Source organism: Streptomyces sp. NPDC056580 (assembly GCF_042793175.1).
Classification (GTDB): domain Bacteria; phylum Actinomycetota; class Actinomycetes; order Streptomycetales; family Streptomycetaceae; genus Streptomyces.
This window is the reverse complement of sequence record NZ_JBHTVE010000004.1, coordinates 133,008-155,936: the sequence shown is the minus strand read 5'-3', so window position 1 is coordinate 155,936 and position 22,929 is coordinate 133,008. Positions and strand designations below refer to the sequence as shown.

Annotated in this window: 20 protein-coding genes; 14 read left to right on the top strand and 6 right to left on the bottom strand. The window is 72.0% G+C overall.

Going from position 1 to position 22,929, the window contains the following annotated elements; genetic code table 11:
* Window positions 1–101: 101 nt before the first annotated feature.
* On the top strand, window positions 102–1,787 hold the full coding sequence (locus ACFQ9Z_RS09600) for a carbohydrate binding domain-containing protein (protein WP_383013467.1): 1,686 nt from the start codon (window positions 102–104) through the stop codon (window positions 1,785–1,787).
* Window positions 1,788–2,038: 251 nt separating this feature from the next.
* On the opposite strand, the gene ACFQ9Z_RS09595 is transcribed toward ACFQ9Z_RS09600, so the two are convergent.
* On the bottom strand, window positions 2,039–3,376 hold the full coding sequence (locus ACFQ9Z_RS09595; protein WP_383013464.1) for a 6-phospho-beta-glucosidase: 1,338 nt from the start codon (window positions 3,374–3,376) through the stop codon (window positions 2,039–2,041).
* Window positions 3,377–3,683: 307 nt separating this feature from the next.
* On the opposite strand from ACFQ9Z_RS09595, the gene ACFQ9Z_RS09590 reads away from it, so the two are divergent.
* Complete coding sequence (locus ACFQ9Z_RS09590) at window positions 3,684–5,087, top strand: glycoside hydrolase family 16 protein (protein ID WP_383013461.1); 1,404 nt, start codon at window positions 3,684–3,686, stop codon at window positions 5,085–5,087.
* A gap of 57 nt (window positions 5,088–5,144) precedes the next feature.
* Here the strand turns inward: ACFQ9Z_RS09590 and ACFQ9Z_RS09585 are convergent, their stop codons facing one another.
* Window positions 5,145–5,876, bottom strand: a complete 732-nt coding sequence (locus ACFQ9Z_RS09585; RefSeq protein ID WP_383013458.1) for a type 1 glutamine amidotransferase — start codon at window positions 5,874–5,876, stop codon at window positions 5,145–5,147.
* Between the two features lie 95 nt (window positions 5,877–5,971).
* Entirely contained in the window at window positions 5,972–6,877 is a 906-nt protein-coding gene (locus tag ACFQ9Z_RS09580; protein WP_383013455.1) for a helix-turn-helix domain-containing protein, read from the bottom strand.
* Window positions 6,878–7,021: 144 nt separating this feature from the next.
* On the opposite strand from ACFQ9Z_RS09580, the gene tkt reads away from it, so the two are divergent.
* The 7 genes from tkt to ACFQ9Z_RS09545 all read left to right on the top strand — a co-directional run bounded on the left by tkt (window position 7,022) and on the right by ACFQ9Z_RS09545 (window position 16,124).
* A complete protein-coding gene (gene tkt, locus ACFQ9Z_RS09575; protein WP_383013452.1) occupies window positions 7,022–9,097 on the top strand; it encodes a transketolase in 2,076 nt (691 codons plus the stop codon).
* 28 nt (window positions 9,098–9,125) lie between these two features.
* On the top strand, window positions 9,126–10,259 hold the full coding sequence (gene tal, locus ACFQ9Z_RS09570; protein ID WP_383013449.1) for a transaldolase: 1,134 nt from the start codon (window positions 9,126–9,128) through the stop codon (window positions 10,257–10,259).
* Window positions 10,259–11,854: a glucose-6-phosphate dehydrogenase gene (gene zwf, locus ACFQ9Z_RS09565; protein WP_383013446.1), complete on the top strand. Its 1,596-nt coding sequence runs from the start codon at window positions 10,259–10,261 to the stop codon at window positions 11,852–11,854. The genes tal and zwf overlap by 1 nt, the downstream gene beginning before the upstream one ends.
* The gene (opcA, locus tag ACFQ9Z_RS09560; RefSeq protein ID WP_383013443.1) at window positions 11,851–12,777 is read left to right on the top strand and encodes a glucose-6-phosphate dehydrogenase assembly protein OpcA; all 927 of its coding nucleotides are present in this window, start codon (window positions 11,851–11,853) and stop codon (window positions 12,775–12,777) included. Before zwf ends, opcA begins: the two co-directional genes overlap by 4 nt.
* A gap of 1 nt (window position 12,778) precedes the next feature.
* Window positions 12,779–14,428 carry a glucose-6-phosphate isomerase gene (gene pgi, locus ACFQ9Z_RS09555; protein ID WP_383013440.1) on the top strand — a complete coding sequence of 550 codons (1,650 nt, stop codon included), beginning with the start codon at window positions 12,779–12,781 and terminating at the stop codon, window positions 14,426–14,428.
* 7 nt (window positions 14,429–14,435) lie between these two features.
* Window positions 14,436–15,320, top strand: coding sequence for a phosphogluconate dehydrogenase (NAD(+)-dependent, decarboxylating) (gnd, locus tag ACFQ9Z_RS09550; protein ID WP_383013437.1), 885 nt, complete (start codon window positions 14,436–14,438; stop codon window positions 15,318–15,320).
* Between the two features lie 138 nt (window positions 15,321–15,458).
* Window positions 15,459–16,124: a TetR family transcriptional regulator gene (locus ACFQ9Z_RS09545; protein ID WP_383013434.1), complete on the top strand. Its 666-nt coding sequence runs from the start codon at window positions 15,459–15,461 to the stop codon at window positions 16,122–16,124.
* Window positions 16,125–16,133: 9 nt separating this feature from the next.
* Here the strand turns inward: ACFQ9Z_RS09545 and ACFQ9Z_RS09540 are convergent, their stop codons facing one another.
* Entirely contained in the window at window positions 16,134–16,751 is a 618-nt protein-coding gene (locus ACFQ9Z_RS09540; protein ID WP_383013431.1) for a TetR/AcrR family transcriptional regulator, read from the bottom strand.
* 34 nt (window positions 16,752–16,785) lie between these two features.
* Here ACFQ9Z_RS09540 and ACFQ9Z_RS09535 point away from each other — a divergent pair, with 34 nt between their 5' ends.
* Window positions 16,786–17,760 (top strand): NAD(P)-dependent oxidoreductase, encoded by a 975-nt coding sequence (locus tag ACFQ9Z_RS09535; RefSeq protein WP_383013428.1) that lies wholly within the window; start codon window positions 16,786–16,788, stop codon window positions 17,758–17,760.
* 1 nt (window position 17,761) lies between these two features.
* On the opposite strand, the gene ACFQ9Z_RS09530 is transcribed toward ACFQ9Z_RS09535, so the two are convergent.
* Window positions 17,762–18,202: a PPOX class F420-dependent oxidoreductase gene (locus ACFQ9Z_RS09530; RefSeq protein ID WP_383013425.1), complete on the bottom strand. Its 441-nt coding sequence runs from the start codon at window positions 18,200–18,202 to the stop codon at window positions 17,762–17,764.
* Between the two features lie 164 nt (window positions 18,203–18,366).
* On the opposite strand from ACFQ9Z_RS09530, the gene ACFQ9Z_RS09525 reads away from it, so the two are divergent.
* The 3 genes from ACFQ9Z_RS09525 (at window position 18,367) to ACFQ9Z_RS09515 (ending at window position 21,367) form a co-directional block, all read left to right on the top strand.
* Window positions 18,367–19,590 carry a serine hydrolase domain-containing protein gene (locus tag ACFQ9Z_RS09525; protein WP_383013422.1) on the top strand — a complete coding sequence of 408 codons (1,224 nt, stop codon included), beginning with the start codon at window positions 18,367–18,369 and terminating at the stop codon, window positions 19,588–19,590.
* A gap of 237 nt (window positions 19,591–19,827) precedes the next feature.
* Entirely contained in the window at window positions 19,828–20,436 is a 609-nt protein-coding gene (locus ACFQ9Z_RS09520; protein ID WP_383014444.1) for an RNA polymerase sigma factor, read from the top strand.
* On the top strand, window positions 20,429–21,367 hold the full coding sequence (locus tag ACFQ9Z_RS09515) for a CU044_5270 family protein (protein ID WP_383013419.1): 939 nt from the start codon (window positions 20,429–20,431) through the stop codon (window positions 21,365–21,367). The genes ACFQ9Z_RS09520 and ACFQ9Z_RS09515 overlap by 8 nt, the downstream gene beginning before the upstream one ends.
* A gap of 72 nt (window positions 21,368–21,439) precedes the next feature.
* Here ACFQ9Z_RS09515 and ribA read toward each other — a convergent pair whose 3' ends face one another.
* Window positions 21,440–22,099: a GTP cyclohydrolase II gene (gene ribA / locus ACFQ9Z_RS09510; RefSeq protein WP_383013416.1), complete on the bottom strand. Its 660-nt coding sequence runs from the start codon at window positions 22,097–22,099 to the stop codon at window positions 21,440–21,442.
* 37 nt (window positions 22,100–22,136) lie between these two features.
* On the opposite strand from ribA, the gene ACFQ9Z_RS09505 reads away from it, so the two are divergent.
* Window positions 22,137–22,913 carry a creatininase family protein gene (locus ACFQ9Z_RS09505; protein WP_383013413.1) on the top strand — a complete coding sequence of 259 codons (777 nt, stop codon included), beginning with the start codon at window positions 22,137–22,139 and terminating at the stop codon, window positions 22,911–22,913.
* Window positions 22,914–22,929 lie beyond the last annotated feature (16 nt).

Below are 22,929 nucleotides of genomic sequence, written 5' to 3'. Positions count from 1 at the left end.
CTCACTCCCTTGACACCCCGATTGGTCCAAACCAACTTGGTTGGCGCACCTTCCGCACTCCCCAGTACTCCCGAACACCCCTATCCCCACAGGGAGATCGTGTGCGCCACATACTCGGGCGTCCCAGACGCCGGCTCCTCGCCCTGCTCGGCTCCGCCGCACTGGCCCTCGGCGGGGCCGTCGCCCTTCCCGGCACCGCTCAGGCGGCCAACGTCCTCACCAACCCCGGCTTCGAGTCCGGCGGCCTCTCCCCCTGGACCTGCACCGGCAACCTCGGCTCGGTCGTCTCCTCCCCCGTGCACGGCGGCTCCAAGGCCCTGCAGGGAGCGGTGAGTTCGTCCGACAACGCGCAGTGCAGCCAGACGGTCGCGGTCAAGCCGAACACGGCCTACACCCTCAGCGGCTGGGTCCGCGGTTCCTACGTGTACCTCGGCGTCGACGGCGGCGCCTCCACCTGGACCACGTCCCCGTCGGCGTACAGCCAGCTCAGCGTCTCCTTCACCACAGGCGCCGCGCAGACCAGCGCCACCGTCTACGTGCACGGCTGGTACGCGCAGGGCACGTACTACGCCGACGACATCCAGCTCGACGGCCCGGGCGGCTCGGGCGGCGGGGACACCCAGGCGCCGACCGCGCCGGGCGGGCTCACCTCGACCGGCAAGTCCTCCACGAGCGTCTCGCTGAAGTGGAACGCGGCCACGGACAACGTGGGTGTCACGGCGTACGACGTCTACGCCGGAACGAACCAGGTGCTCAGCGTCTCCGGCACCTCCGCCACAGTCGGCGGGCTGTCGCCGAGCACCGCGTACACCTTCACCGTGAAGGCGCGGGACGCGGCCGGGAACGTCTCGGCGGCCTCCAACTCCGTGTCCGTCACGACGGACGCCGGAACCGGCGGCGGCACCGGGTTCAAGCAGGCGGCCCCCTATCTGTACGAGGGCTGGGGCGATCCGCCGAACCCGGGCACGGTGATGAGCGCGACCGGCGTCAAGTGGTTCACCATGGCGTTCGTGCTGGACTCGGGCGGCTGCAACCCGGCCTGGGACGGCAGCCGGGCGCTCACCGGCGGCGCGGACCAGACCGCGATCAACCAGATCCGCTCGGCGGGCGGTGACGTCGTCCCGTCGTTCGGCGGCTGGCAGGGCAGCAAGCTGGGCGCCAACTGCTCCTCGGCCGCCGCGCTCGCGGGGGCGCTGCAGAAGGTGATCGACGCCTACTCGCTGAAGGCGATCGACATGGACATCGAGAACACGGACGAGTTCGAGAACGAGGCCGTGCAGGCGAAGATCCTCACCGCGCTGAAGACGGTCAAGGCCAACAACCCGGGCCTGAAGACCATCGTCACGTTCGGCACCACCACCACCGGCCCGACCTACTACGGCAACCGGCTCATCGAGCAGGCGAACTCGCTGGGGGCGGGCATCGACGTCTTCACGATCATGCCGTTCGACTTCGGCGGCGGCTCCGACATGTACGGCAACACCGTGAACGCGGCCGAGGGGCTCAAGAACAAGCTGAAGTCGACCTTCGGCTGGGACGACGCGACCGCCTACTCGCACATCGGCATCTCCGGCATGAACGGCCTGTCCGACCAGCAGGAGAACACCACGCCGGCGATCTGGACCCAGATCCGCGACTGGGCCAACTCCCACCACATCGCCCGACTCGCCTACTGGTCGGTCAACCGCGACCGGCCCTGCCCCGGCGGCGGCGTGGTGAGCAACTGCTCCGGCATCAGCCAGAGCAACTGGCAGTTCACCTCCATCACGGCCGGCTTCACCGGCTGAACCCGGCCCCCCTGTACGGCCACTTCCCCCCGGCTCCAGGGCCGGGGGGATTTTTTTCGCCCGGGGTGTATCAGGGGGCGGTCCCCCGACTCTCCATACCAGGAACGGGGGGCGACGGGGGAAGCACGGGGGAGGCAACGGGGGAACGGGGGATCGGACCGGCCGGCCGCGGTCACGGGGAGCGGCCGGCCGGCCCGGGAAACGGCCAGCGGGTGCGGCGGAGGCGGAGGTGAGGAGCCGAGGGCCCTGGCCTAGCCCAGGTACCCGAGCCCCGGATGCACGGCCGTGTACCCCTCCACCAGCCGCCGGGCCACCTGGACCGAGTCCACCAGCGGATGCAGCGCGAAGGCCTTCACGGCCGTGGCGCGCGACCCGGACCCGGCGGCGGCGAGCACCTCGCGCTCGACGGCCTTGACCGCGCACACCAGCCCGGTGGCATGGCCGGGCAGCGGGGCGGCCGCGACCGGATGGGCGCCGTTGGCGTCGACCAGGCAGGGCACCTCGACGACGGCGTCGGCGTCCAGGACGGCCAGGGTGCCCCGGTTGCGGACGTTGAGGATCAGCGTGGTCCGCTCGTCCCGGGCGATGGCCCGCATCAGGGCGAGGGCCACCTTCTCGTAACCGCCCGAGAGGTCCTCGGCCTCGCGCTCCCCCGCACCCGCGGTCTGCCGGTTCTCCGCCATGTAGGTGGCCTCGCGCTCGGCGCGGGTCCGCTCCCAGACGCCGAGGGCGGAGACGCCGGCGCGGCGGGCCTCGTCGTAGAACCGCGCCTGCTGCTCGCGCAGGAAGGCGCCGCGGGTCTTCTCCGCCTCCCGGTAGGCGCGCACCGCCTCGCGGTTGAAGTAGTAGTAGTGCAGGTACTCGTTGGGGATCGCGCCCAGCGACTGCAGCCAGTCGGCGCCGAACAGCCGGCCCTCCTCGAAGGAGCCGAGCAGCGCGCGGTCGGCCAGCAGGCGCGGCAGTTCGTCGCGTCCCTCGACCCGCAGGCCGCGCAGCCACCCGAGGTGGTTCAGGCCGACGTAGTCGATCCAGGCGTCCTCGGGCCGCACCCCGAGCGTGCGGGCCACCCGGCGGCCCAGGCCGACCGGAGAGTCGCAGATGCCGATCACGCGGTCGCCGAGGTGGCGGGACATGGCCTCGGTGACCAGCCCCGCCGGGTTGGTGAAGTTGATGACCCAGGCCTCGGGCGCCAGGCGCGCCACCCGCCGCGCGATGTCGACGGCGACCGGGACCGTCCGCAGGCCGTAGGCGATGCCGCCGGCGCCCACCGTCTCCTGGCCGAGGACGCCCTCGGCCAGCGCCACCCGTTCGTCGTCCGCCCGGCCCTGGAGGCCGCCGACACGGATCGCGGAGAACACGAAGTCCGCGCCGCGCAGGGCCTCGTCGAGGTCGGTGGTGGTGGTGACACGAGGGGCGTCGGGGACGCCCGACGCCTGCTCGGCCAGCACCCGGGCGACCGCGTGAAGCCGGCCGTCGTCCGGATCGTGCAGCACGACCTCCGTGACCCGGCCCGCACCGCGGTCGGTCAGCAGCGCCCCGTACACCAGCGGGACCCGGAAGCCGCCGCCGCCCAGAATCGTCAGTCTCACGTCTGCACCCTCGCACATCGGCGCGCGCGACGCGGCGGCCCCCCGCGCCGCGGAGGGGGACAGGCGAACCGGCGGGTCCTGCCTGCCGGGCCGCCGACCGTTCCCGGCGCGACGGCGCGGTCTGCTCCGGTACGGGTGGCTTCAGGTGGTGAACTCCCCTGCTGTCAAAGGACTTTCTCTGCTTTAACTCTTGACGGCCGGAGAGCCGGGGAGCACATTGGCGACACCTTGAGAGCGCTCTCAACCCTTCGTGGGAGCGCTTCCAGGGCCTCCCCGCACACCACCCGTACCCGAGAGGCTCTCCCCCATGAGCGATTCCTCCGGCACGCGCAGACCCCGGCTCTTGCGCCGCACGCTGGTCGCGGTCGCCGCGACGGTCGGTCTGGCCACGGCGGTCGCGACGGCCGCCACGGCCCCGGCGAGCGCGTCCGCCCCCACCCCGCCGTCCGGCTGGACCCAGGTCTTCCTCGACGACTTCGACGGCTCGGCCGGCTCCGGCGTCAACACCTCCAACTGGCAGTACGACACCGGAACCTCCTATCCGGGCGGCGCCGCCAACTGGGGCACCGGCGAGGTCGAGACGATGACCTCGAGCACCAGCAACGTCGCGCTGGACGGCAACGGCAACCTGCTCATCACCCCGCGCCGCGACGCGTCGGGCCGCTGGACCTCGGGCCGTATCGAGACCACGCGCACCGACTTCCAGCCCCCGGCCGGCGGCAAGCTGCGGGTGCAGGCCCGCATCCAGATGCCGAACGTGACCGGCGCGGCCGCCAAGGGCTACTGGCCGGCCTTCTGGATGCTCGGCTCGCCGTTCCGCGGCAACTACCAGAACTGGCCCGCCGTCGGCGAGCTGGACATCATGGAGAACGTCCAGGGCCTGAACACCGACTGGGCGACCATGCACTGCGGCACCAACCCGGGCGGCCCCTGCAACGAGACCTCCGGCATCGGCAACTCCACGTCCTGCGCGGGCAGCACCTGTCAGGCCGGCTTCCACACCTACGCGATGGAGTGGGACCGCTCGACCAGCCCCGAGGAGATCCGCTTCTACCTCGACGGCGTCAACTTCCACACCGTGAAGGCCAACCAGGTCGACGCGACCACCTGGGCCAACGCCACCAACCACGGCTACTTCGTCATCCTCAACGTGGCGATGGGCGGCGGTTTCCCGGGCGCCTTCGGCGGCGGCCCCGACAGCGGCACCGAGCCGGGCCACCCGATGACCGTGGACTACGTGCAGGTCCTGCAGTCCGCGGGCGGCGGTGGCGGCGGCACCACTCCCCCGCCCTCCGGCAACCGGGACGCCTACAGCGCCATCCAGGCCGAGTCCTACGACAGCCAGTCCGGCGTGGTCCCCGAGTCCACCACCGACTCCGGCGGCGGGCAGGACATCGGCTCCCTCGCCAACGGCGACTGGGCGCTGTACAAGGGCGTCAACTTCGGTTCCACCGCGGCCACGCAGTTCTACGCCCGGGTGGCGAGCGGGGCCGCGGCCGGGGTGAGCGGGCTGGTCGAGGTGCGGCTGGACAGCCGCGGCAACGCACCGATCGGCAGCTTCGCGCTGGCCAACACCGGCGGCTGGCAGTCGTGGCGGACCGTGCCGGCGAACATCGGCTCGGTGACCGGCACGCACGACGTCTATCTGACCTTCACCAGCGGCCAGCCGGCCGACTTCGTGAACGTCAACTGGTTCGACTTCGGCCACTGACCGGGTGACCGCCGGCCCGGGCCCGTGACCGCACACCGGTCACGGGCCCGGGCTCCGTCAGCCGGCCACCGCCGCCGCGGGGCGCTCGCGCACCAGCCGTGCGAAGCGCAGCGCCACCTCGCGCCACACCGGGGCAGCGGCGGGATCCGTCCGCCGGGCCGCCCGGAGCAGTTCCTCCCGATCCAGGCCGTGCCGGGACAGGCGCTCCACCGGCCAGTTCCCGATCTGCTCGGGGTCGGCCTCGGGGTGGAACTGCACCCCCCACGCCGAGCGCCCGAAGCGGAAGGCCTGGTGGGGGCAGCGCTCGCTGCGCGCCAGCGGACGCGCTCCGGCGGGCAGCCGGACGATCGCGTCCACATGGTTCTCCACCGCCACGGGGCGCTCGGGCAGCCCGGCGAAGAGCGGGTCCCCGGCCGCCGGCGCGAGCAGGGTCAGCACCGTGCTGCCGAACTCGGGCTCACCGTGCTCGCCCTTCACCTCCCCGCCCGCCACGTGGGCCAGCATCTGTCCTCCGAGGCAGATCCCGAAGACCGGTACGTCGCGTTCCAGCGCCTGGCCCATCAGCTCCCGGGTCCGCGCGAGCCACGGCGCCCGGACGTCGTCGTCCGGCAGGTAGCCGCCCCCGAGCACGATCAGCGCCTCGTGCTCCAGGCGGTCCGGCAGTGCCTGCCCGGCGTCCGCGCGGACCACGTCCACGTCGACGCCGCCCTCGGCCAGCCAGCCGGCCCACCGGCCGGGACCGCCGTTCGGACCGTTCTGCACCGCCAGCGCCCTGGCCCGACTGCTCATGTCCTCACCCTGCCCTCCCGTGCGGTTCCCCGGGCATCCTAGGCAGCGGTGGCGTCCGGCGGCAGCGGCGCCCGGCGCGAGCGGGGGTCCCGGTGTCAGAGCAGCTCGGCCCGGAAGGCCACCGGGGTGAGGCCGGTGTGGAGCTGGAAGAACTTGGAGAAGTTGGCCGCGTCCGGGAAGCCCACCGCCACCCCGACGCGGCCGATCGGCAGGTCCGTGTGGGCGAGCAGCCGTTTGGCCTCCAGGACCACCCGCTTGTCGATGAACCCCTTCGGCGTCTCGCCGGTGGCCGCGCGGACCGCGCGGACGAGGGTACGGCGGGAGTAACCGAGCGCGTCCGCGTAGGCGCTGACGCTGTGCTGGGTGGGGAAGCCCTTCTCGACCGCGTCCCGGAAGAGCGTGAAGGTGCTGTCGGCGGGCCGCCGGGGCGCCTCGGCGGAGCTGGCCGCGAGGTGGGCGAGGCGGAGCAGGACCGCCGTCAGGGTGTGCCGCAGCACGGCCGTGTGCAGGCTGAGCGGCAGTGTGGCGGTGTCCTCGTACTCGCGGCACAGTTGGCCGAGCGCCGCTCGCAGCGCGGCGAGTTGTTCCGGTCCGGGGCGCAGCAGCGGCGGGAGGTCGTAGCGGTACAGGCCGGTGGCCTCGACGGTGGCGCGGGGCAGGAAGCCGGGTTGCATGGTCAGCACGGTTCCGCGGTACTCGCTGCTCCGGGCGAAGCGGTGGACCTGCCCGGGCCGGATCCACAGCAGATCGCCGGCCCCGGCCTCGTACTCGGCGAAGTCGATCATGTGCCGTACGGGGCCGTCGGCAAAAAGCATGACCACGTGGAAGTCGATGCGGTGGACGCGGTGCAGCGGGGCGTCGGCGTGCCAGGTGCGGTCGCCTCCCATGGGGCCGATCTGCATGCCGACGCCCCCCAGGGCCAGGTCGGCCGGGAAGGGGAAGGTTCTGATCGCGTCCGAGTGCGTGCCCTCGCCCCGGGCTCGGGGTGTTTCGTCCGCCATGTGCTCCGTGTGCCGTTCCGTTCGCGATCACTGTCCCAGATTCACCACAGGCTGGCACACCCCGACCTTCCTCGGAAAAAGTCAGACTTTTAGATTTGAACGCGTCCGGCCAGCAATCAGGCATTGAACGAGGACTTCTTGAAGATGAGCACGCAGACACCCGAAGGCTTCGAGTGGACCGACCTCGACCGGCGCGCCGTGGACACCGCCCGACTTCTCGCCGCCGACGCGGTGCAGAAGGTCGGCAACGGCCACCCGGGCACCGCAATGAGCCTCGCGCCCGTCGCGTACACGATCTTTCAGAAGGTGATGCGGCATGACCCGGCCGATCCCGAATGGACGGGCCGTGACCGCTTCGTACTCTCCCCCGGCCACACCTCGCTCACCCTCTACACGCAGCTCTTCCTCGCCGGGTACGAGCTGGAGCTGGACGATCTGAAGGCGTTCCGCACGCACGGCTCGAAGACGCCCGGTCACCCGGAGTACGGCCACACCGCCGGCGTCGAGACCACGACCGGCCCGCTCGGCCAGGGCGTCGCCAACGCCGTCGGCATGGCCATGGCCGCCCGCTACGAGCGCGGCCTGTTCGACCCGGACGCCCCGCAGGGCGAGTCCCCCTTCGACCACACCGTCTGGGCGATCGTCTCCGACGGCGACCTGGAGGAGGGCGTCTCCGCCGAGGCCTCCTCGCTCGCGGGCCACCAGAAGCTCGGCAACCTGGTCTTCGTCTACGACGACAACCACATCTCCATCGAGGGCGACACCGCCACCGCGTTCTCCGAGGACGTGCTGAAGCGGTACGAGGCCTACGGCTGGCACACACAGCGCGTCGCGCCCACCGCGGACGGCGACGTCGACGTGCCGGCGCTGCACGCCGCGCTCGAGGACGCGCGGGCCGAGACCGGACGGCCCTCCATCATCGCCCTGCGCACGGTCATCGCCTGGCCGGCCCCGAACGCCCGGAACACCGAGGCCTCCCACGGCTCCGCGCTCGGCGAGGACGAGATCGCCGCCACCAAGCGCCTCCTCGGCTTCGACCCCGAGCGGACCTTCGAGGTCACCGACGAGGTCCTGGACCACACCCGGCGGGCCCTGGACCGGGGCGCCGAGGCGCACGCGGCCTGGGACAAGCGGATCGCCGAGTGGCGGACCGCGAACCCCCGGCGGGCGCAGTCGTTCGACCGGATCAGCAAGGGCGAGCTGCCCGAGGGCTGGCAGGACGCGCTGCCGGTGTTCGAGGAGGGCAAGTCCGTGGCCACCCGCGCCGCCTCCGGCAAGGTGCTGCAGGCCCTCGGCCCGGTGATCCCCGAGCTGTGGGGCGGCTCCGCCGACCTCGCCGGGTCGAACAACACCACCATCGACAAGAGCAGCTCCTTCCTGCCCGCCGGCAGCCCGCTGCCCGAGGCCGACCCGTACGGCCGTACCGTGCACTTCGGCATCCGCGAGTTCTCGATGGCCGCGGAGATGAACGGCATCGCCCTGCACGGCAACACCCGCGTCTACGGCGGCACCTTCCTGGTGTTCTCCGACTACATGCGCAACGCCGTGCGGATGTCGGCGCTGATGCAGCTCCCCGTGACGTACATCTGGACGCACGACTCCATCGGTCTCGGCGAGGACGGCCCGACCCACCAGCCGGTCGAGCACCTGGCCTCGCTGCGCGCGATCCCGGGCCTGAACGTCGTCCGCCCGGCGGACGCCAACGAGACCGCGATCGCCTGGGCCGAGATCCTGAAGAGGCACGCCACCGACCCCGCCCCGCACGGACTCGCTCTCACCCGCCAGGGCGTGCCGGCCTACGCGCCGAACGAGGACGCGGCCAAGGGCGGCTACGTGCTGCGCGAGTCGTCCACCGAGACCCCGGAGGTGATCATCATCGCGACCGGCTCCGAGGTGCAGCTCGCAGTCGCCGCCCGGGAACTGCTGGAGGCCGAGGGGACCGGCACGCGGGTGGTGTCCATGCCCTCCGTGGAGTGGTTCGAGGAGCAGCCGCGCGCCTACCGCGAGCGGGTGCTGCCGCCGGCCGTGAAGGCCAGGGTCGCCGTCGAGGCGGGCATCGGCCTGACCTGGTACCGGTTCGTGGGCGACGCCGGCCGCATCGTCTCCCTGGAGCACTTCGGCGCCTCCGCCGACGCGGCCACGCTCTTCGCCGAGTTCGGCTTCACCCCCGAGAACGTCGTCGCCGCCGCCCGCGAATCGCTGGCCGCCGCGCACGCCTGATACCGACGCGATAGGAAAGAAGATCACTGTGACCGAAGCAATCGCCACCCCGGGAGCCCTCAAGCGCCTCGCCGACGAGGGGGTGTCGGTCTGGCTGGACGACCTGTCGCGCAGCCGGATCACCTCGGGCGGCCTGGCCGCTCTCGTGGACGGCGGCGGCGTCGTCGGCGTCACCACCAACCCCTCGATCTTCCAGGCGGCCATAGGCTCCGGCGAGGGCTACGAGGAGCAGCTCACCGACCTCGCGGTGCGGGGTGTGACGGTCGAGGAGGCCGTGCGGATGATGACGACCGCCGACGTACGGGCGGCCGCCGACATCCTGCACGGCGTGTACACCGCCTCGGACGGGCGTGACGGCCGGGTCTCCATCGAGGTCGACCCGCGGCTCGCCCACCGCACCGAGGCCACGGTCGCCGAGGCCAAGCAGCTCGCCTGGCTGGTCGACCGCCCCAACGTGATGATCAAGATCCCGGCGACCCGGGCGGGCCTGCCGGCGATCACGGAGGTCATCGGCCTCGGCATCAGCGTCAACGTGACGCTGATCTTCTCCCTGGAGCGCTACCGCGAGGTCATGGCCGCCTACCTGGCCGGCCTGGAGAAGGCCGCGGAGCGGGGTCTGGACCTGTCGAAGATCCACTCGGTGGCGTCCTTCTTCGTGTCCCGCGTGGACAGCGAGATCGACAAGCGGCTGACCGCGCTGGGCACCGACGAGGCTCTCGCGCTCAAGGGCCGGGCGGCCCTCGCCAACGCGCGGCTCGCCTACGAGGCGTACGAGGAGGTGTTCGGCTCCGCGCGCTGGCAGGCGCTCGCCGGCGGCCGGGCCAACAAGCAGCGTCCGCTGTGGGCCTCGACCGGGGTGAAGGACCCCGCGTACAAGGACACGCTGTACGTCGACGAACTGGTCGCCCCCGGCACCGTCAACACCATGCCGGAGGCCACCTTGAAGGCCACCGCCGACCACGGCGAGATCACCGGTGACACGGTGACCGGCGGGTACGAGCGTGCCCGCGCGGACCTCGCGGCCGTCGAGCGGCTCGGCCTCTCCTACGACGAGGTCGTCCAGCAGCTCGAGGACGAGGGCGTCGCCAAGTTCGAGACGGCCTGGCAGGAGCTGCTGGACGCCGTCACCGAGTCATTGAAGAACAAGGGAGTTGACGCGTGATGACGACCAACACCCAGCAGCCGGAGAAGCCGGCCGCGTCCGCGGACGTGCGCGTCCCGGTCGGCCCGGCCGCCGACTGGGTGAACCCGCTGCGGGATCCCAGCGACCGCCGGCTGCCCCGCATCGCGGGCCCCTCCGGCCTGGTCATCTTCGGCGTGACCGGCGACCTGTCCCGCAAGAAGCTGATGCCGGCCGTCTACGACCTGGCCAACCGCGGTCTGCTGCCGCCCGGCTTCTCCCTCGTCGGCTTCGCCCGCCGGGACTGGGAGGACCAGGACTTCGCGCAGGTCGTGCACGAGGCGGTGCGCGAGCACTCGCGCACCCCGTTCCGCGAGGAGGTCTGGCAGCAGCTCGCCGAGGGCATGCGGTTCGTCCCCGGCGACTTCGACGACGACACCGCGTTCAAGCAGCTCAAGGACGCCGTCGACGAACTGGACGCCTCCCGGGGCACCGGCGGCAACTTCGCCTTCTACCTCTCGGTGCCGCCGAAGTTCTTCCCCAAGGTCGTCCAGCAGCTCAAGAAGCACGGCCTGGCCTCCCCGCCGCCGGGCGCCTGGCGCCGCGCGGTCATCGAGAAGCCCTTCGGGCACGACCTGACCAGCGCGCGCCAGCTCAACGCGATCGTGCACGACGTGTTCGAGCCGGACCAGGTGTTCCGGATCGACCACTACCTCGGCAAGGAGACGGTCCAGAACATCCTGGCGCTGCGCTTCGCCAACCAGATGTACGAGCCGATCTGGAACCGCAGTTACGTCGACCACGTGCAGATCACGATGGCCGAGGACATAGGCATCGGCGGCCGCGCCGGCTACTACGACGGCATCGGCGCCGCCCGTGACGTCATCCAGAACCACCTGCTGCAGCTCATGGCCCTCACGGCCATGGAGGAGCCCATCGCGTTCGACGCGGAGGCGCTGCTCACCGAGAAGCTGAAGGTGCTGAAGTCGGTGCGGCTGCCGGAGGACCTCGGCCTGCACACCGTGCGCGGCCAGTACGCGGCCGGCTGGCAGGGCGGCGAGAAGGTCGTCGGCTACCTCCAGGAGGACGGCATCGACCCCAAGTCGAAGACCGACACCTTCGCCGCGATCAAGCTCGACATCGACAACCGCCGCTGGGCGGGCGTCCCCTTCTACCTGCGCACCGGCAAGCGCCTCGGCCGCCGGGTCACCGAGATCGCGGTGGTCTTCCAGCGGGCCCCGCACTCCCCGTTCGACTCCACCGCCACCGAGGAGCTGGGCCAGAACGCCATCGTGATCCGCGTCCAGCCGGACGAGGGCATGACCGTGCGGTTCGGTTCCAAGGTGCCGGGCACCTCGATGGAGATCCGGGACGTCTCCATGGACTTCGCCTACGGCGAGTCGTTCACGGAGTCCAGCCCGGAGGCGTACGAGCGGCTCATCCTGGACGTGCTGCTCGGCGACGCCAACCTCTTCCCCCGTCATCAGGAGGTGGAGGAGTCCTGGAAGATCCTCGACCCGATCGAGGAGTACTGGTCCGGGCACGGCAGGCCGGCCCAGTACCCGGCGGGTACCTGGGGGCCGGAGGAAGCGAACGAGATGCTCGCACGAGACGGACGGAGCTGGCGCAGGCCATGAAGATCGACCTGACCGACACCACGGCAAGCAAGATCAACAAGGCTCTGGTGCAGGGCCGCCGGGCCATCGGCACCCCGGCCGTGGGCATGGTCCTGACGATGGTCATCGTCACGGACGAGGAGAACGCCTACGACTCCCTGCGGGCCGCCGAGGAGGCCTCGCACGAGCACCCCTCGCGCACCCTGGTCGTCATCAAGCGGCACTCCCGCACCCTGCGCGACCGCACCGCGTCCCGGCTTGACGCCGAGGTCCGGGTCGGCTCCGAGGCCGGCACCGGCGAGACGGTGGTGCTGCGCACCTACGGCGAGGTGTCCGACCACGCCGACTCGGTGGTGCTGCCCCTGCTGCTGCCCGACGCCCCGGTCGTCGTGTGGTGGCCGGTGGAGGCGCCCGACACCCCCTCCAAGGACCCGCTCGGCGCGCTGGCCCAGCGCCGGATCACCGACCTGTACGCCGTCGAGCGTCCGCTGGAGGTCCTGGAGACCCGGGCCCGCCACTACGCGCCCGGCGACACCGACCTGGCCTGGACCCGGCTCACGCCGTGGCGTTCCATGCTGGCGGCCGCGCTCGACCAGGCCCGGGTGAAGGTGACCTCGGCGGCGGTCGAGGCCGAGCAGGAGAACCCCAGCGCGGAGCTCCTCTCCCGCTGGCTGGAGACCCGGCTGAACGTGCCGGTGGACCGGGTGGTCACGCCCGGGCCGGTGGTCACCGCGGTCCGGCTCGGCACCGAGAACGGCGAGATCGTCATCGACCGCCCCGAAGGGCCCCTGGCGACGCTGACCCTGCCGGGGCAGCCGCCGCGCACCCTGGCCCTGAAGGTCCGCCCCACCTCCGAACTCATCGCCGAGGAGCTGCGCCGCCTCGACGCCGACGAGATGTACGCCGCCGCCCTCAGGGGCGAGGCCACCAAGGAGCACGCCTGACATGTCCGACGCACCGTCAGATCTTCCCGAGCTCACCCGCCGCCCCGAGTGGACGGCGCTCGAGGACCACAGGGCAGCGGTCCGGCCTTCCCTGCGCGAGCTGTTCGCGGCGGACCCCGGCCGCGCGGAGCGCTACGTCGTCCGGGTCGGCGACCTGCACATCGACTACTCCAAGCACCTGGTCACCGACGAGACCCTGGCGCTGCTCCGGGAACTTGCCGCCGCGACGGACGTCTTCGGCCTGCGGGACGCCATGTTCCGTGGTGAGCGGATCAACGTCACCGAGGGCCGGGCGGTGCTGCACACCGCGTTGCGGGCCGCGCCGGACGCGGTGGTCGAGGTGGACGGGGAGAACGTCGTGCCCCGGGTGCACGCCGTGCTGGAGAAGATGGCCGACTTCGCCGGGCGGGTCCGTTCCGGTGAGTGGACCGGCCACACCGGCAGGCGGATCCGCAACGTCGTCAACATCGGCATCGGCGGCTCCGACCTCGGCCCCGCGATGGCCTACGAGGCGCTGCGCGCCTTCACCGACCGCGACCTCACCGTCCGGTTCGTGTCCAACGTGGACGGCGCCGACCTGCACGAGGCGACCCGTGACCTGGACCCGGCGGAGACCTTGTTCATCGTCGCGTCGAAGACGTTCACCACGATCGAGACGATCACCAACGCGACGTCGGCGCGGTCGTGGCTGCTGGAGGCGCTGGGTGACGAGAAGGCCGTCGCCCGGCACTTCGTGGCGCTGTCGACGAACGCCGAGAAGGTCGCCGGGTTCGGTATCGACCCGGAGAACATGTTCGAGTTCTGGGACTGGGTCGGGGGACGCTACTCCCTGGACTCGGCGATCGGCCTGTCGCTGATGATCGCGATCGGCCCGGACCGGTTCCGGGAGATGCTGGACGGTTTCCGGACCGTCGACGAGCACTTCCGCACCGCTCCCGCCGAGTCCAACGCCCCGCTGCTGATGGGCCTGCTGGGCATCTGGTACGGCGACTTCCACGACGCGCAGTCGCACGCGGTGCTGCCCTACAGCCACTACCTGTCCCGGTTCACCGCCTACCTGCAGCAGCTGGACATGGAGTCCAACGGCAAGTCGGTGCAGCGCGACGGCAGGCCGGTGACGTGGCAGACCGGGCCGGTGGTGTGGGGCACGCCCGGCACCAACGGGCAGCACGCCTACTACCAGTTGATCCACCAGGGCACCAAGCTGATCCCGGCGGACTTCATCGGCTTCGCCCGTCCCGTCGGCGAGCTCAGCGGCGAACTCGCGGGCCAGCACGACCTGCTGATGGCGAACTTCTTCGCGCAGACCCAGGCCCTGGCCTTCGGCAAGACCGCCGAGGAGGTCCGCGCCGAGGGCGTGCCGGACGAACTGGTCCCGCACAAGACCTTCCCCGGCGACCGGCCCACGACCACCATCCTCGCGCCCGAGCTGACCCCGTCCGTGCTCGGCCAGCTGATCGCGCTCTACGAGCACAAGGTGTTCGTGCAGGGCGCGGTGTGGAACATCGACTCCTTCGACCAGTGGGGCGTGGAACTGGGCAAGGTCCTCGCCAAGCGCATCGAACCCGCCCTGACCGAAGGCGCCCGGGTACCCGGCCTGGACCCCTCCACCACAGCCCTCGTCGCCGCCTACCGTTCTCTCAGGAAGTGATCAGATCATGCAGCTCGGTCTCATCGGTCTCGGCAAGATGGGCGGCAACATGCGCGAGCGGATCCGCCGCGCCGGCCACACCGTCATCGGCTACGACCGCAATCCGGAAGTCTCCGACGTCAAGAGCCTCGAAGAGCTGGTGGAGAAGCTGGACGCGCCGCGCACCGTCTGGGTGATGGTCCCGGCCGGCACCGCGACCCAGGGCGTCGTCGACGAGCTCAAGGACCTGCTGTCCGAGGGCGACACGGTGGTCGACGGCGGCAACTCCCGCTGGACGGACGACGAGAAGCACGCCGCCGAACTGGGCGTCAAGGGCATCGGCTTCGTCGACGCGGGCGTCTCCGGCGGCGTGTGGGGCCTGGAGAACGGCTACGCGCTGATGGTCGGCGGCGACAAGGAGCACGTGGAGCGGCTGCGGCCGGTCTTCGAGGCGCTCAAGCCGGAGGGCCCGTACGGCTTCGTCCACGCGGGCCGGGTGGGTGCCGGACACTTCTCCAAGATGGTCCACAACGGCATCGAGTACGCCATGATGCAGGCCTACGCCGAGGGCTGGGAACTGCTGGAGAAGGTCAAGTCGGTGGACAACGTCCGCGAGGTGTTCCGCTCCTGGCAGCAGGGCACCGTCATCCGCTCCTGGCTGCTGGACCTCGCGGTCAACGCCCTGGACGAGGACGAGCACCTGGGCAAGCTGCGCGGTTACGCGGAGGACTCCGGCGAGGGCCGCTGGACGGTCGAGGCGGCCATCGACAACGCCGTGCCGCTGCCCGCCATCACCGCCTCGCTGTTCGCGCGGTTCGCCTCCCGGCAGGACGACTCCCCGCAGATGAAGATGATCGCCGCGCTGCGCAACCAGTTCGGCGGGCACGCCGTGGAGTCGGCGAAGAAGGACTGACCGCCGGGGCGCTCGCCGAGGCGGCGACCGCACCCGCCCCGCCACGCGGCCCGGGCCACCTCAGGTGGCCCGGGCCGCGACGCGTACCGCCCCTGCTCCTAGAATCACCGGCACCGGCCCTACGCCCGAAGGAGCCCGATGACCAGCGTCGACGAACCGGTACCGCCCGGCGGGCGGCAGCGGGACGCGGCCCGCACCCGGGCCGAGATCCTGGACGTGGCCACCCGGGAGTTCGCCAGAGCCGGCTACAAGGGCGCCCGGGTCGACGAGATCGCGGCCCGCACCCGCACCACGAAGCGGATGATCTACTACTACTTCGGCGGCAAGAAGCAGCTCTTCACCGCCGTCCTGGAGCGGGCCTACGGCGCGATCCGCGAGGCCGAGCGGCAACTGGACGTCGAGCACCTGGATCCGGTCGCGGCCGTCCGGCGGCTGGCCGAGCTGGCCTTCGACCACCACGAGCGGCACCCGGACTACGTCCGTCTGGTCAGCATCGAGAACATCCACGGCGCCGAGCACATCGCCGCGTCGGAGAAGCTCGGGGGGACCGGTTCCCCGGCCCTCGGGGTGATCCGCCGGATCCTGGCCGCCGGGCAGGAGACGGGAGTGTTCAGAGCCGACGTGGACGCCGTCGACCTGCACGCGGTGATCAGCTCGTTCTGCTTCTTCCGGGTCGCCAACCGGCAGACCTTCGGCGCGCTGTTCGGCCGCGATCTCGTCGACCCGGCGCGGCGCGACCACTACCGCGCCATGCTCGGAGACCTGGTCGTCGCCTACCTCACGGCGGAGCGTACCGCCGGCTGAGGCTCGCCCTCAGGCGCCGCTCGCTCCCCTTTCGTCGGCCGGCTCGACCGCGGAGTCGAGCAGGGGGCCGAGTTCCCGGACCGCGGTGTCCAGCGGGCGGACGTCCCGTTCGGCCCGGGCCAGCAGGATCGCCCCCTCCAGGGTGCTGATCATCAGCGTGGCGAGGGAGTCGGCGCGGGCCGCCGGGACCCCCATGCCCGTCAGCGCCTCGGCGACCGGGCCGCGCCAGGCCGCGAACGCGCCCGCCGCCGCCTCGCGGGTGGAACCGTCCGCCGATGCGCGGTCCACGGTCGCGGCGGCGACCGGGCAGCCGGCGGCGAAGCCGTCCGCCCGGTACTCGTCCGTCCACTGCGCGGCCATCGCCGCGAACAGTCCGCTCGGCGTCGCCTCGTCCAGCCCCGCGAGGAACCGGGCGACGCGCCGGCCGGCGTACCGGCCGGCCCAGGCCACGGCCTCGTCGACCAGTTGCTCCTTGCCGCCCGGGAAGTAGTGCTGGAGCGAGCCGCGCGGCGCCCCGGCGTGCGCGGCGACGTCCCGCATGCCGGTCGCGGCGACCCCGTGCCGCCGGATGAGCTGGGCCGCGCTGAACACCATCCGCTCGCGTGGTCCGTACCGCGACTGCGCCATGACGGGCCTCCGATCGTCCGACGCCCGTCACCCTATGACCGACGTCATAACGCCCGCTACTATGACGACGGTCATAAGCGACCCGGAGGTGCCCCCCGCGAGCCTCCGCCCGGACGAAGGACGCGCCATGGACGTCGGTTTCATCGGTCTCGGAGTGATGGGTCAGCCCATGGCCCTGCGGCTGGCGGCCTCCGGCACGCCGCTCGTGGTGTGGAACCGGACGCCGGAGCGGGCCGAGCCGCTGCGCGCGGCGGGCGCCCGGGTGGCGGCGGACGCCGCCGAGGTGTTCGCCCGGGCCGGGACGGTGCTGCTGATGCTCGCCGACGAGGCCGCGGTCGACACCGTCCTCGGCCGCGGCACCCCGGACTTCGCCTCGCGGGTCGCCGCACGCGTCGTCGTGCACATGGGCACGACCTCCCCCGAGTACTCCCACGCCCTGCAGACCGACGTGCGGGCGGCAGGCGGCCGGTACGTCGAGGCACCGGTCTCGGGGTCCCGCGTCCCGGCGGAGGAGGGCCGGCTGGTGGCCATGCTGGCGGGCGAGGAGTCCGCCGTGCAGGCCGTGCGACCGCTGCTCGCACCGCTGTGCCGGGAGACGTTCGTGTGCGGTGCGGCGCCGGACGCGCTGCTGATGAAGCTGTCCGTGAACCTCTTCCTGATCACCGTGGTGACCGGGCTGACCGAGGCGTTCCACTTCGCCGAGCGGCAGGGGCTCGACCGGCGGCTGTTCCTGGACGTGCTGGACGCGGGCCCGATGGCCAGCGGGGTGTCCCGGATGAAGGCGCCCAAGCTGCGCGAGCGGGACTTCGGGGTGCAGGCGGCCGCCCTGGACGTGCTGAAGAACAACCGGCTCATCGCCGAGGCGGCCCGCAGGGGCCGCCTGGCCTCGCCGCTGCTGGACGCCTGTCACTCCCTGTTCGAGGAGACGGTGGCGCTGGGGCACGGCGGCGAGGACATGGTGGCGGTGCTGCGGGCACTCGAGGCGCGGACCGCGGCGACGGCGCCGTAGCTCAGCGCTCCGGGATGCCGTACGCCCGCTCGACGCGCAGCCGCAGCACCAGCCGGCGGTCGCGGACCATCGCGGCCCGGTAGTCGTCCCAGTCCGGGTGTTCACCGGAGACGTCCCGGTAGAGCCGGACCAGTTCCTCCACGGTCTCGTCGTGCGGATCCCGTGCCACCGGCGAGAGGTCGGCGGTGCCCTCGGCGACCGCGTAGGCCCACCGGTCGGCGGTGGTGACGTGGTACGACGCGCGGGGATCCCGGCGCAGGTTCCGGGTCTTGGCCCGGTCGTCGGTGAGCGAGACCCGGATGATCCGCTCGTCCGGAGAGTAGACGTGGGTGACGTTGGAGAGCTGCGGCCGGCCGTCCTTCTTGAGGGTGACCAGCACTCCGCCGTTGCCCTCGCCGAGCAGCTTCAGCAGTGCGTCTTCCTGCGTGGCGTCCTGAGTCATACCTGGAGCAACTCGACGGGCCGGGCGGCGCATTCCCGGCCGGTCGCACACACCGCCGGGCACGGGGTTCGCACCGGCGTTCCTGCGGGACGATGAGAGCGTGCGGGCGTTGCGGCCGGCGGGATGCGCGTGCCGCACGGGTACGACGCGAGCGGAGGAGAGCGATGGCTGAGCTGCGGCAGGAAACCGACCCGGACGAGGCCGGACTGGACCCGAAGGCCCTCGACCGGCTGGACCGGCACTTCGCCCGTCTCGTCGACGAGGGAAGGCTGCCCGGCTTCCTGGTGTCGGTGGCGCGCGGCGGCCGCGTCGCGCACCTCACCGCGTACGGTCACCGGGACCGCGCGGCCGGGCTGCCCGTGGGGGCGGACACCCTGTGGCGGATCTACTCCATGACCAAGCCCGTCACCGCCGTCGCGGTGCTGCTGCTGGTGGAGGAGGGCCGCCTGTCCCTCGACGACCCGCTCGAGAAGCACCTGCCCGCGTTCGCCGGCCCGCGGGTCTACGAGGGCGGCTCGGGTGCGGACGCGCGCACCCGCCCGGCTCGCGGCCCGGTACTGATCCGGCATCTGCTCACCCACACCGCGGGCCTGACCTTCGGCTTCTACCACGAGCACCCCGTCGACGCGCTGTACCGGGAGTCGGGTCTCGAGTACTCGGTGCCGCCCGGCAAGGACCTGGCGGAGACCGTCGAGGTGTACGCGCGCATGCCGCTGCAGTTCGAGCCGGGCACGCAGTGGAACTACTCCGTCGCCTCCAACGTGCTGGGCCGGGTGATCGAGGTGGTCTCGGGACAGCCGCTGGACGAGTTCTTCGCCGAGCGGATCCTGCGCCCGCTCGGCATGACGGACACCGGCTTCCACATCACCGGCGAACAGGCGGGCAGACTGGCGGAGTTGTACGGCGAGACGGAGGACGGCGGCATAACGCCGATCCCGGGACTGCCGGTGCGCGGCCGGCCGCGTTTCCTGTCCGGCAGCGGCGGCCTGGTCGCGTCCGCCGGGGACTTCCACCGGTTCATGGAGATGCTGCGCCGGGAAGGGGAGCTGGACGGCGCCCGCCTGCTGTCGCCCGGGACGCTCGCGCTGATGACCCGCAACCAACTGCCCGGCGGCGCCCGGCTCAGCTCCTTCGGCGCCCCCGTCCACCGGGTACGCGCCAACGAGGGCCTCGGGTTCGGCTTCAACGTCTCCGTCGTCGTCGACCCGGCCCGCACTCTCGCCCCGACGAGCCCGGGCACCTACGGCTGGACCGGCGTGGCCACCACCGCCTTCTGGGTCGCCCCGGCCCACGACCTGACCGTCCAGTTCATGACCCAGCTCCGCCCGAAGAAGCTGAAGGTCTTCCCCGACCTGCGCCGCCTGGTCCACGAGGCCGTCGTCGTCTGATCTCCGGGCCGGGGCGTCTCGCCCCGCAGGCGCGGGGGCGGGACTGTGCGATGTCTCCCGCTTGATGCGCCGACCGGATGCCCGACTGTGACGCAGGCCACTCTCCGGATGGGAACTCGCAGGCGGGCATCGGCGAACAGCAGGTGACCATGCCACCGAGCCCCGAGGACGCCACATGAACCACAGAGGCAGCCCGTGACCCTCCCGCCCGCCACCGGCGCCGCGTTCGCTCTGGCGATGGACGCGGGCGGCGCCTCCGACGGTGCGGTCATCGAACGGTCCTGGGAGACACCCGACGCGTTCGCCGTGATATTCGACCGTTACGCCGACGACGTCCACCGCTACATCGCCCGGCGCCTTGGCTCCGACACCGCCGACGACCTGATGGCGGAGACGTTCGTGATCGCCTTCCAGCGCAGGCGGCGCTACGACCCGTCCCACCCGCACGCACGGCCCTGGCTGTACGGGATCGCCACCAATCTGATCGGCCGTCACCGCCGGCACGAGGCCCGCAGGCTGCGGGCGCTGTCCCGGATGGCGTCGCTGCCGCAGGAGCGGGAGGAACAGGCCGGTTGGGAGGACAGGACGACCGGAGGACTCGATTCCGGCGAGACGTACGGCGCCCTGGCCGGCGCCCTCGCCGAACTGCCGGGCCGGTACCGGGACGTGCTCCTGGTGATCGCCTGGGGCGAGCTCGACTACGCGCAGGCCGCGCGGGCGCTGGGCCTGCCCGTCGGCACCGTGCGCTCCCGTCTCCACCGGGCCCGCACCAGGCTGCGCCGGGCCTTGGGCGACCCGGAGGCGACCACCTCGACCGCACCCGAGAAGGGGACCGATCATGGATGAACTGACGACGGTGCGCGCGTGGGACGCCGAGCGGCCGGGACCGTCCGACGAGGCCCGCACCGCCGCCCGGGCCCGTCTGGAGGCCGCCATGGCACGGGAGTCGGACGGCGCCGTGCCCCGGGCGGGCCGGCTGAGCCGGCGGATCGTGCTGCGCACCGCGTTCGCCGGCCTGACGGCGGCGGCCGCGGGCGCCGTGGTCGTGGCACTCGACGGCGGAGGCGACCGCAGGCCGCGGCTGGAAGCGGTCAGCGCGGCGGACGTGCTGCGTCGGGCCGCCGACAGATCGCGCGCCGCGGGCAGCGACCTGCCCGTGCCGCGCGACGACCAGTACTTCTACACCCGCACCTACATCAGCCGGGTACCGGCGAAGGGCGGGCCCGCCAGGACCTGGACGGACGAGAGCTGGATGTCGGTGGACGGCTCGAAGCCGTCCCTGCGCCGGGAGTACGGGAAGGTCCACCACGACCCTCCACTCGGCAAGCACGAGGTGAGGTGGCCTCCGACCGTCTACTCCGAGCTCCAGAAGATGCCGACGGACCCCGACAAGCTCCTGGCCCGGTTCAGAGGCAGCGAAGACGCACCCGTCAGCGACATAATGATCTTCTTCGACGGATGCATGCTGATGATGGCACCGCGGGTCACGCCACCCGGCCTGCAGGCCGGCACCTTCGGGGCGCTGTCGAAGCTTCCCCGCATCCGGCTCGACTACGCCGACGCGGACGGCTTCGGGCGCAGCGCCGTCGGAGTCACCTACCCCGGGGCGTCGTTCACCTTCCTCTTCGATCCCAGGACGTACGACTACCTGGGCCTGCGCGCCAAGGGAAGCTCGCCGAAGAAGATCCACGGCGAGTGGAGGCAGACCGACTACTACTACGAGACCAGGACCCTCAAGGACATCCAGGTGGTCGACCGCATCGGACAGCACGGCTGACCGTCCGGAGTCGGACCAGGCCGAGGGGGCGGGGGTGTCGTCGCCGCCCGCCCCCGGCCCTGTCCCGGCCGTTCAGGACCCGTGGGCGACCGCGTCCAGGTGGGGCAGCACGTGGTCCAGCCGCTCGCGCTTGGTGCGCAGGTAGGTGATGTTGCTCTCGCAGGGCTCGATCAGCAGCGGCACCTGCTCGGCGACCTGGACGCCGTGCCGCACCAGCGCCTCCCGCTTGCGCGGGTTGTTGGACATCAGCCGGACCGAGCGCACCCCGAGGTCGTGCAGGATGCCGGCCGCCACCCCGTAGTCCCGGGCGTCGACGGGCAGGCCGAGCGCCAGGTTCGCCTCGACCGTGTCCAGGCCCTCCGCCTGCAGGGCCATCGCCCGCAACTTGGCCAGCAGGCCGATGCCCCGGCCCTCGTGCCCTCTCAAGTAGACGACGATGCCGCTGCCTTCGGCGGCCACCGCGCGCAGCGCCGAGGCGAGCTGGTCACCGCACTCGCAGTGCCGGGAGCCGAACGCGTCCCCGGTCAGGCACTCCGAGTGCAGCCGGGTCAGCACGTTCTCCGTCCCGATCTCCCCGTGGACGAGCGCGACCTGCTCGTCACCGCGGTCGTGGTCCAGGTAGCCGATCGCCTGGAACTGCCCGTACACGGTGGGCAGCGGCGCGTTCACGACGCGTTCCACGCCCGAACGCCGTGCGGACTTCTCGCCGAGGACACCGAGGTTTTCTGTCATGATCTGATTCCTAAGCAGAGACGAAGGGCCGGGAAAGATGAGTGGTTCGGGCGCGGACACGGCCGGCTTCGGGGTGGTACCGGCGGACACTACGGAAGACGTACGGATGCGGGCGGCGGGCGTTTCAACACAGGTGGCCGTCCTTCCCGTCGGCAGCTTCGAACAGCACGGCCCCTTCCTTCCGCTGGCGACCGACACGCTCGTCGCCTGTGCCGTGGCCCGGGAGATCGCGGGCGCGTATCCGGTCCACCTCCTTCCGCCGGTGACGATCGGCTGCTCGCACGAGCACGCCGACTGGCCGGGGACCGTCAGCGTCTCCGCGGTGACGCTGCACGCGGTGGTCCGGGACATCGCCGACTCGCTGCGCCGCTCGGGCGTCGAGGCGCTCGTCGTGGTGAACGCTCACGGCGGCAACTACGTGCTGGGCAACGTCGTCCAGGAGGCCTCCGCGCGCGGGGAGCGGATGGCGCTGTTCCCGGCCGCCGAGGACTGGGAGGCGGCGCGGGAGCGGGCCGGGGTGCTCACCTCCCTGCTCACCGACATGCACGCGGGCGAGATCGAGACCTCCATTCTGCTGCACGCTCACCCCGAAGTGGTCCGCCCTGGTTACGAGTCCGCCGATTTCACCGCTGACGACCGTCGTCATCTCCTCACCGTGGGAATGTCCGCCTACACCGAATCGGGCGTCATCGGCCGCCCTTCCCTGGGGTCCGCGGAGAAGGGGAAGGAGCTGCTGGCCGGCCTGGCGGAGTCGTTCGGCGCCCTCTTCGGCCTGCTCACCTCGGGCTCCGGCCCGGCGGCGGTACGGCGGTAGCCGCGCAGCCCGGTGT

Bases quoted from the DNA above. Each gene is read 5' to 3' on its own strand.
- ACFQ9Z_RS09590 (WP_383013461.1), top strand. From the start codon at position 3,684: ATGAGCGATTCCTCCGGCACGCGCAGACCCCGGCTCTTGCGCCGCACG.
- ACFQ9Z_RS09585 (WP_383013458.1), bottom strand. From the start codon at position 5,876: ATGAGCAGTCGGGCCAGGGCGCTGGCGGTGCAGAACGGTCCGAACGGC.
- ACFQ9Z_RS09580 (WP_383013455.1), bottom strand. From the start codon at position 6,877: ATGGCGGACGAAACACCCCGAGCCCGGGGCGAGGGCACGCACTCGGAC.
- tkt (WP_383013452.1), top strand. From the start codon at position 7,022: ATGAGCACGCAGACACCCGAAGGCTTCGAGTGGACCGACCTCGACCGG.
- zwf (WP_383013446.1), top strand. From the start codon at position 10,259: ATGACGACCAACACCCAGCAGCCGGAGAAGCCGGCCGCGTCCGCGGAC.
- opcA (WP_383013443.1), top strand. From the start codon at position 11,851: ATGAAGATCGACCTGACCGACACCACGGCAAGCAAGATCAACAAGGCT.
- pgi (WP_383013440.1), top strand. From the start codon at position 12,779: ATGTCCGACGCACCGTCAGATCTTCCCGAGCTCACCCGCCGCCCCGAG.
- gnd (WP_383013437.1), top strand. From the start codon at position 14,436: ATGCAGCTCGGTCTCATCGGTCTCGGCAAGATGGGCGGCAACATGCGC.
- ACFQ9Z_RS09545 (WP_383013434.1), top strand. From the start codon at position 15,459: ATGACCAGCGTCGACGAACCGGTACCGCCCGGCGGGCGGCAGCGGGAC.
- ACFQ9Z_RS09540 (WP_383013431.1), bottom strand. From the start codon at position 16,751: ATGGCGCAGTCGCGGTACGGACCACGCGAGCGGATGGTGTTCAGCGCG.
- ACFQ9Z_RS09535 (WP_383013428.1), top strand. From the start codon at position 16,786: ATGACCGACGTCATAACGCCCGCTACTATGACGACGGTCATAAGCGAC.
- ACFQ9Z_RS09530 (WP_383013425.1), bottom strand. From the start codon at position 18,202: ATGACTCAGGACGCCACGCAGGAAGACGCACTGCTGAAGCTGCTCGGC.
- ACFQ9Z_RS09525 (WP_383013422.1), top strand. From the start codon at position 18,367: ATGGCTGAGCTGCGGCAGGAAACCGACCCGGACGAGGCCGGACTGGAC.
- ACFQ9Z_RS09520 (WP_383014444.1), top strand. From the start codon at position 19,828: ATGGACGCGGGCGGCGCCTCCGACGGTGCGGTCATCGAACGGTCCTGG.
- ACFQ9Z_RS09515 (WP_383013419.1), top strand. From the start codon at position 20,429: ATGGATGAACTGACGACGGTGCGCGCGTGGGACGCCGAGCGGCCGGGA.
- ribA (WP_383013416.1), bottom strand. From the start codon at position 22,099: ATGACAGAAAACCTCGGTGTCCTCGGCGAGAAGTCCGCACGGCGTTCG.
- ACFQ9Z_RS09505 (WP_383013413.1), top strand. From the start codon at position 22,137: ATGAGTGGTTCGGGCGCGGACACGGCCGGCTTCGGGGTGGTACCGGCG.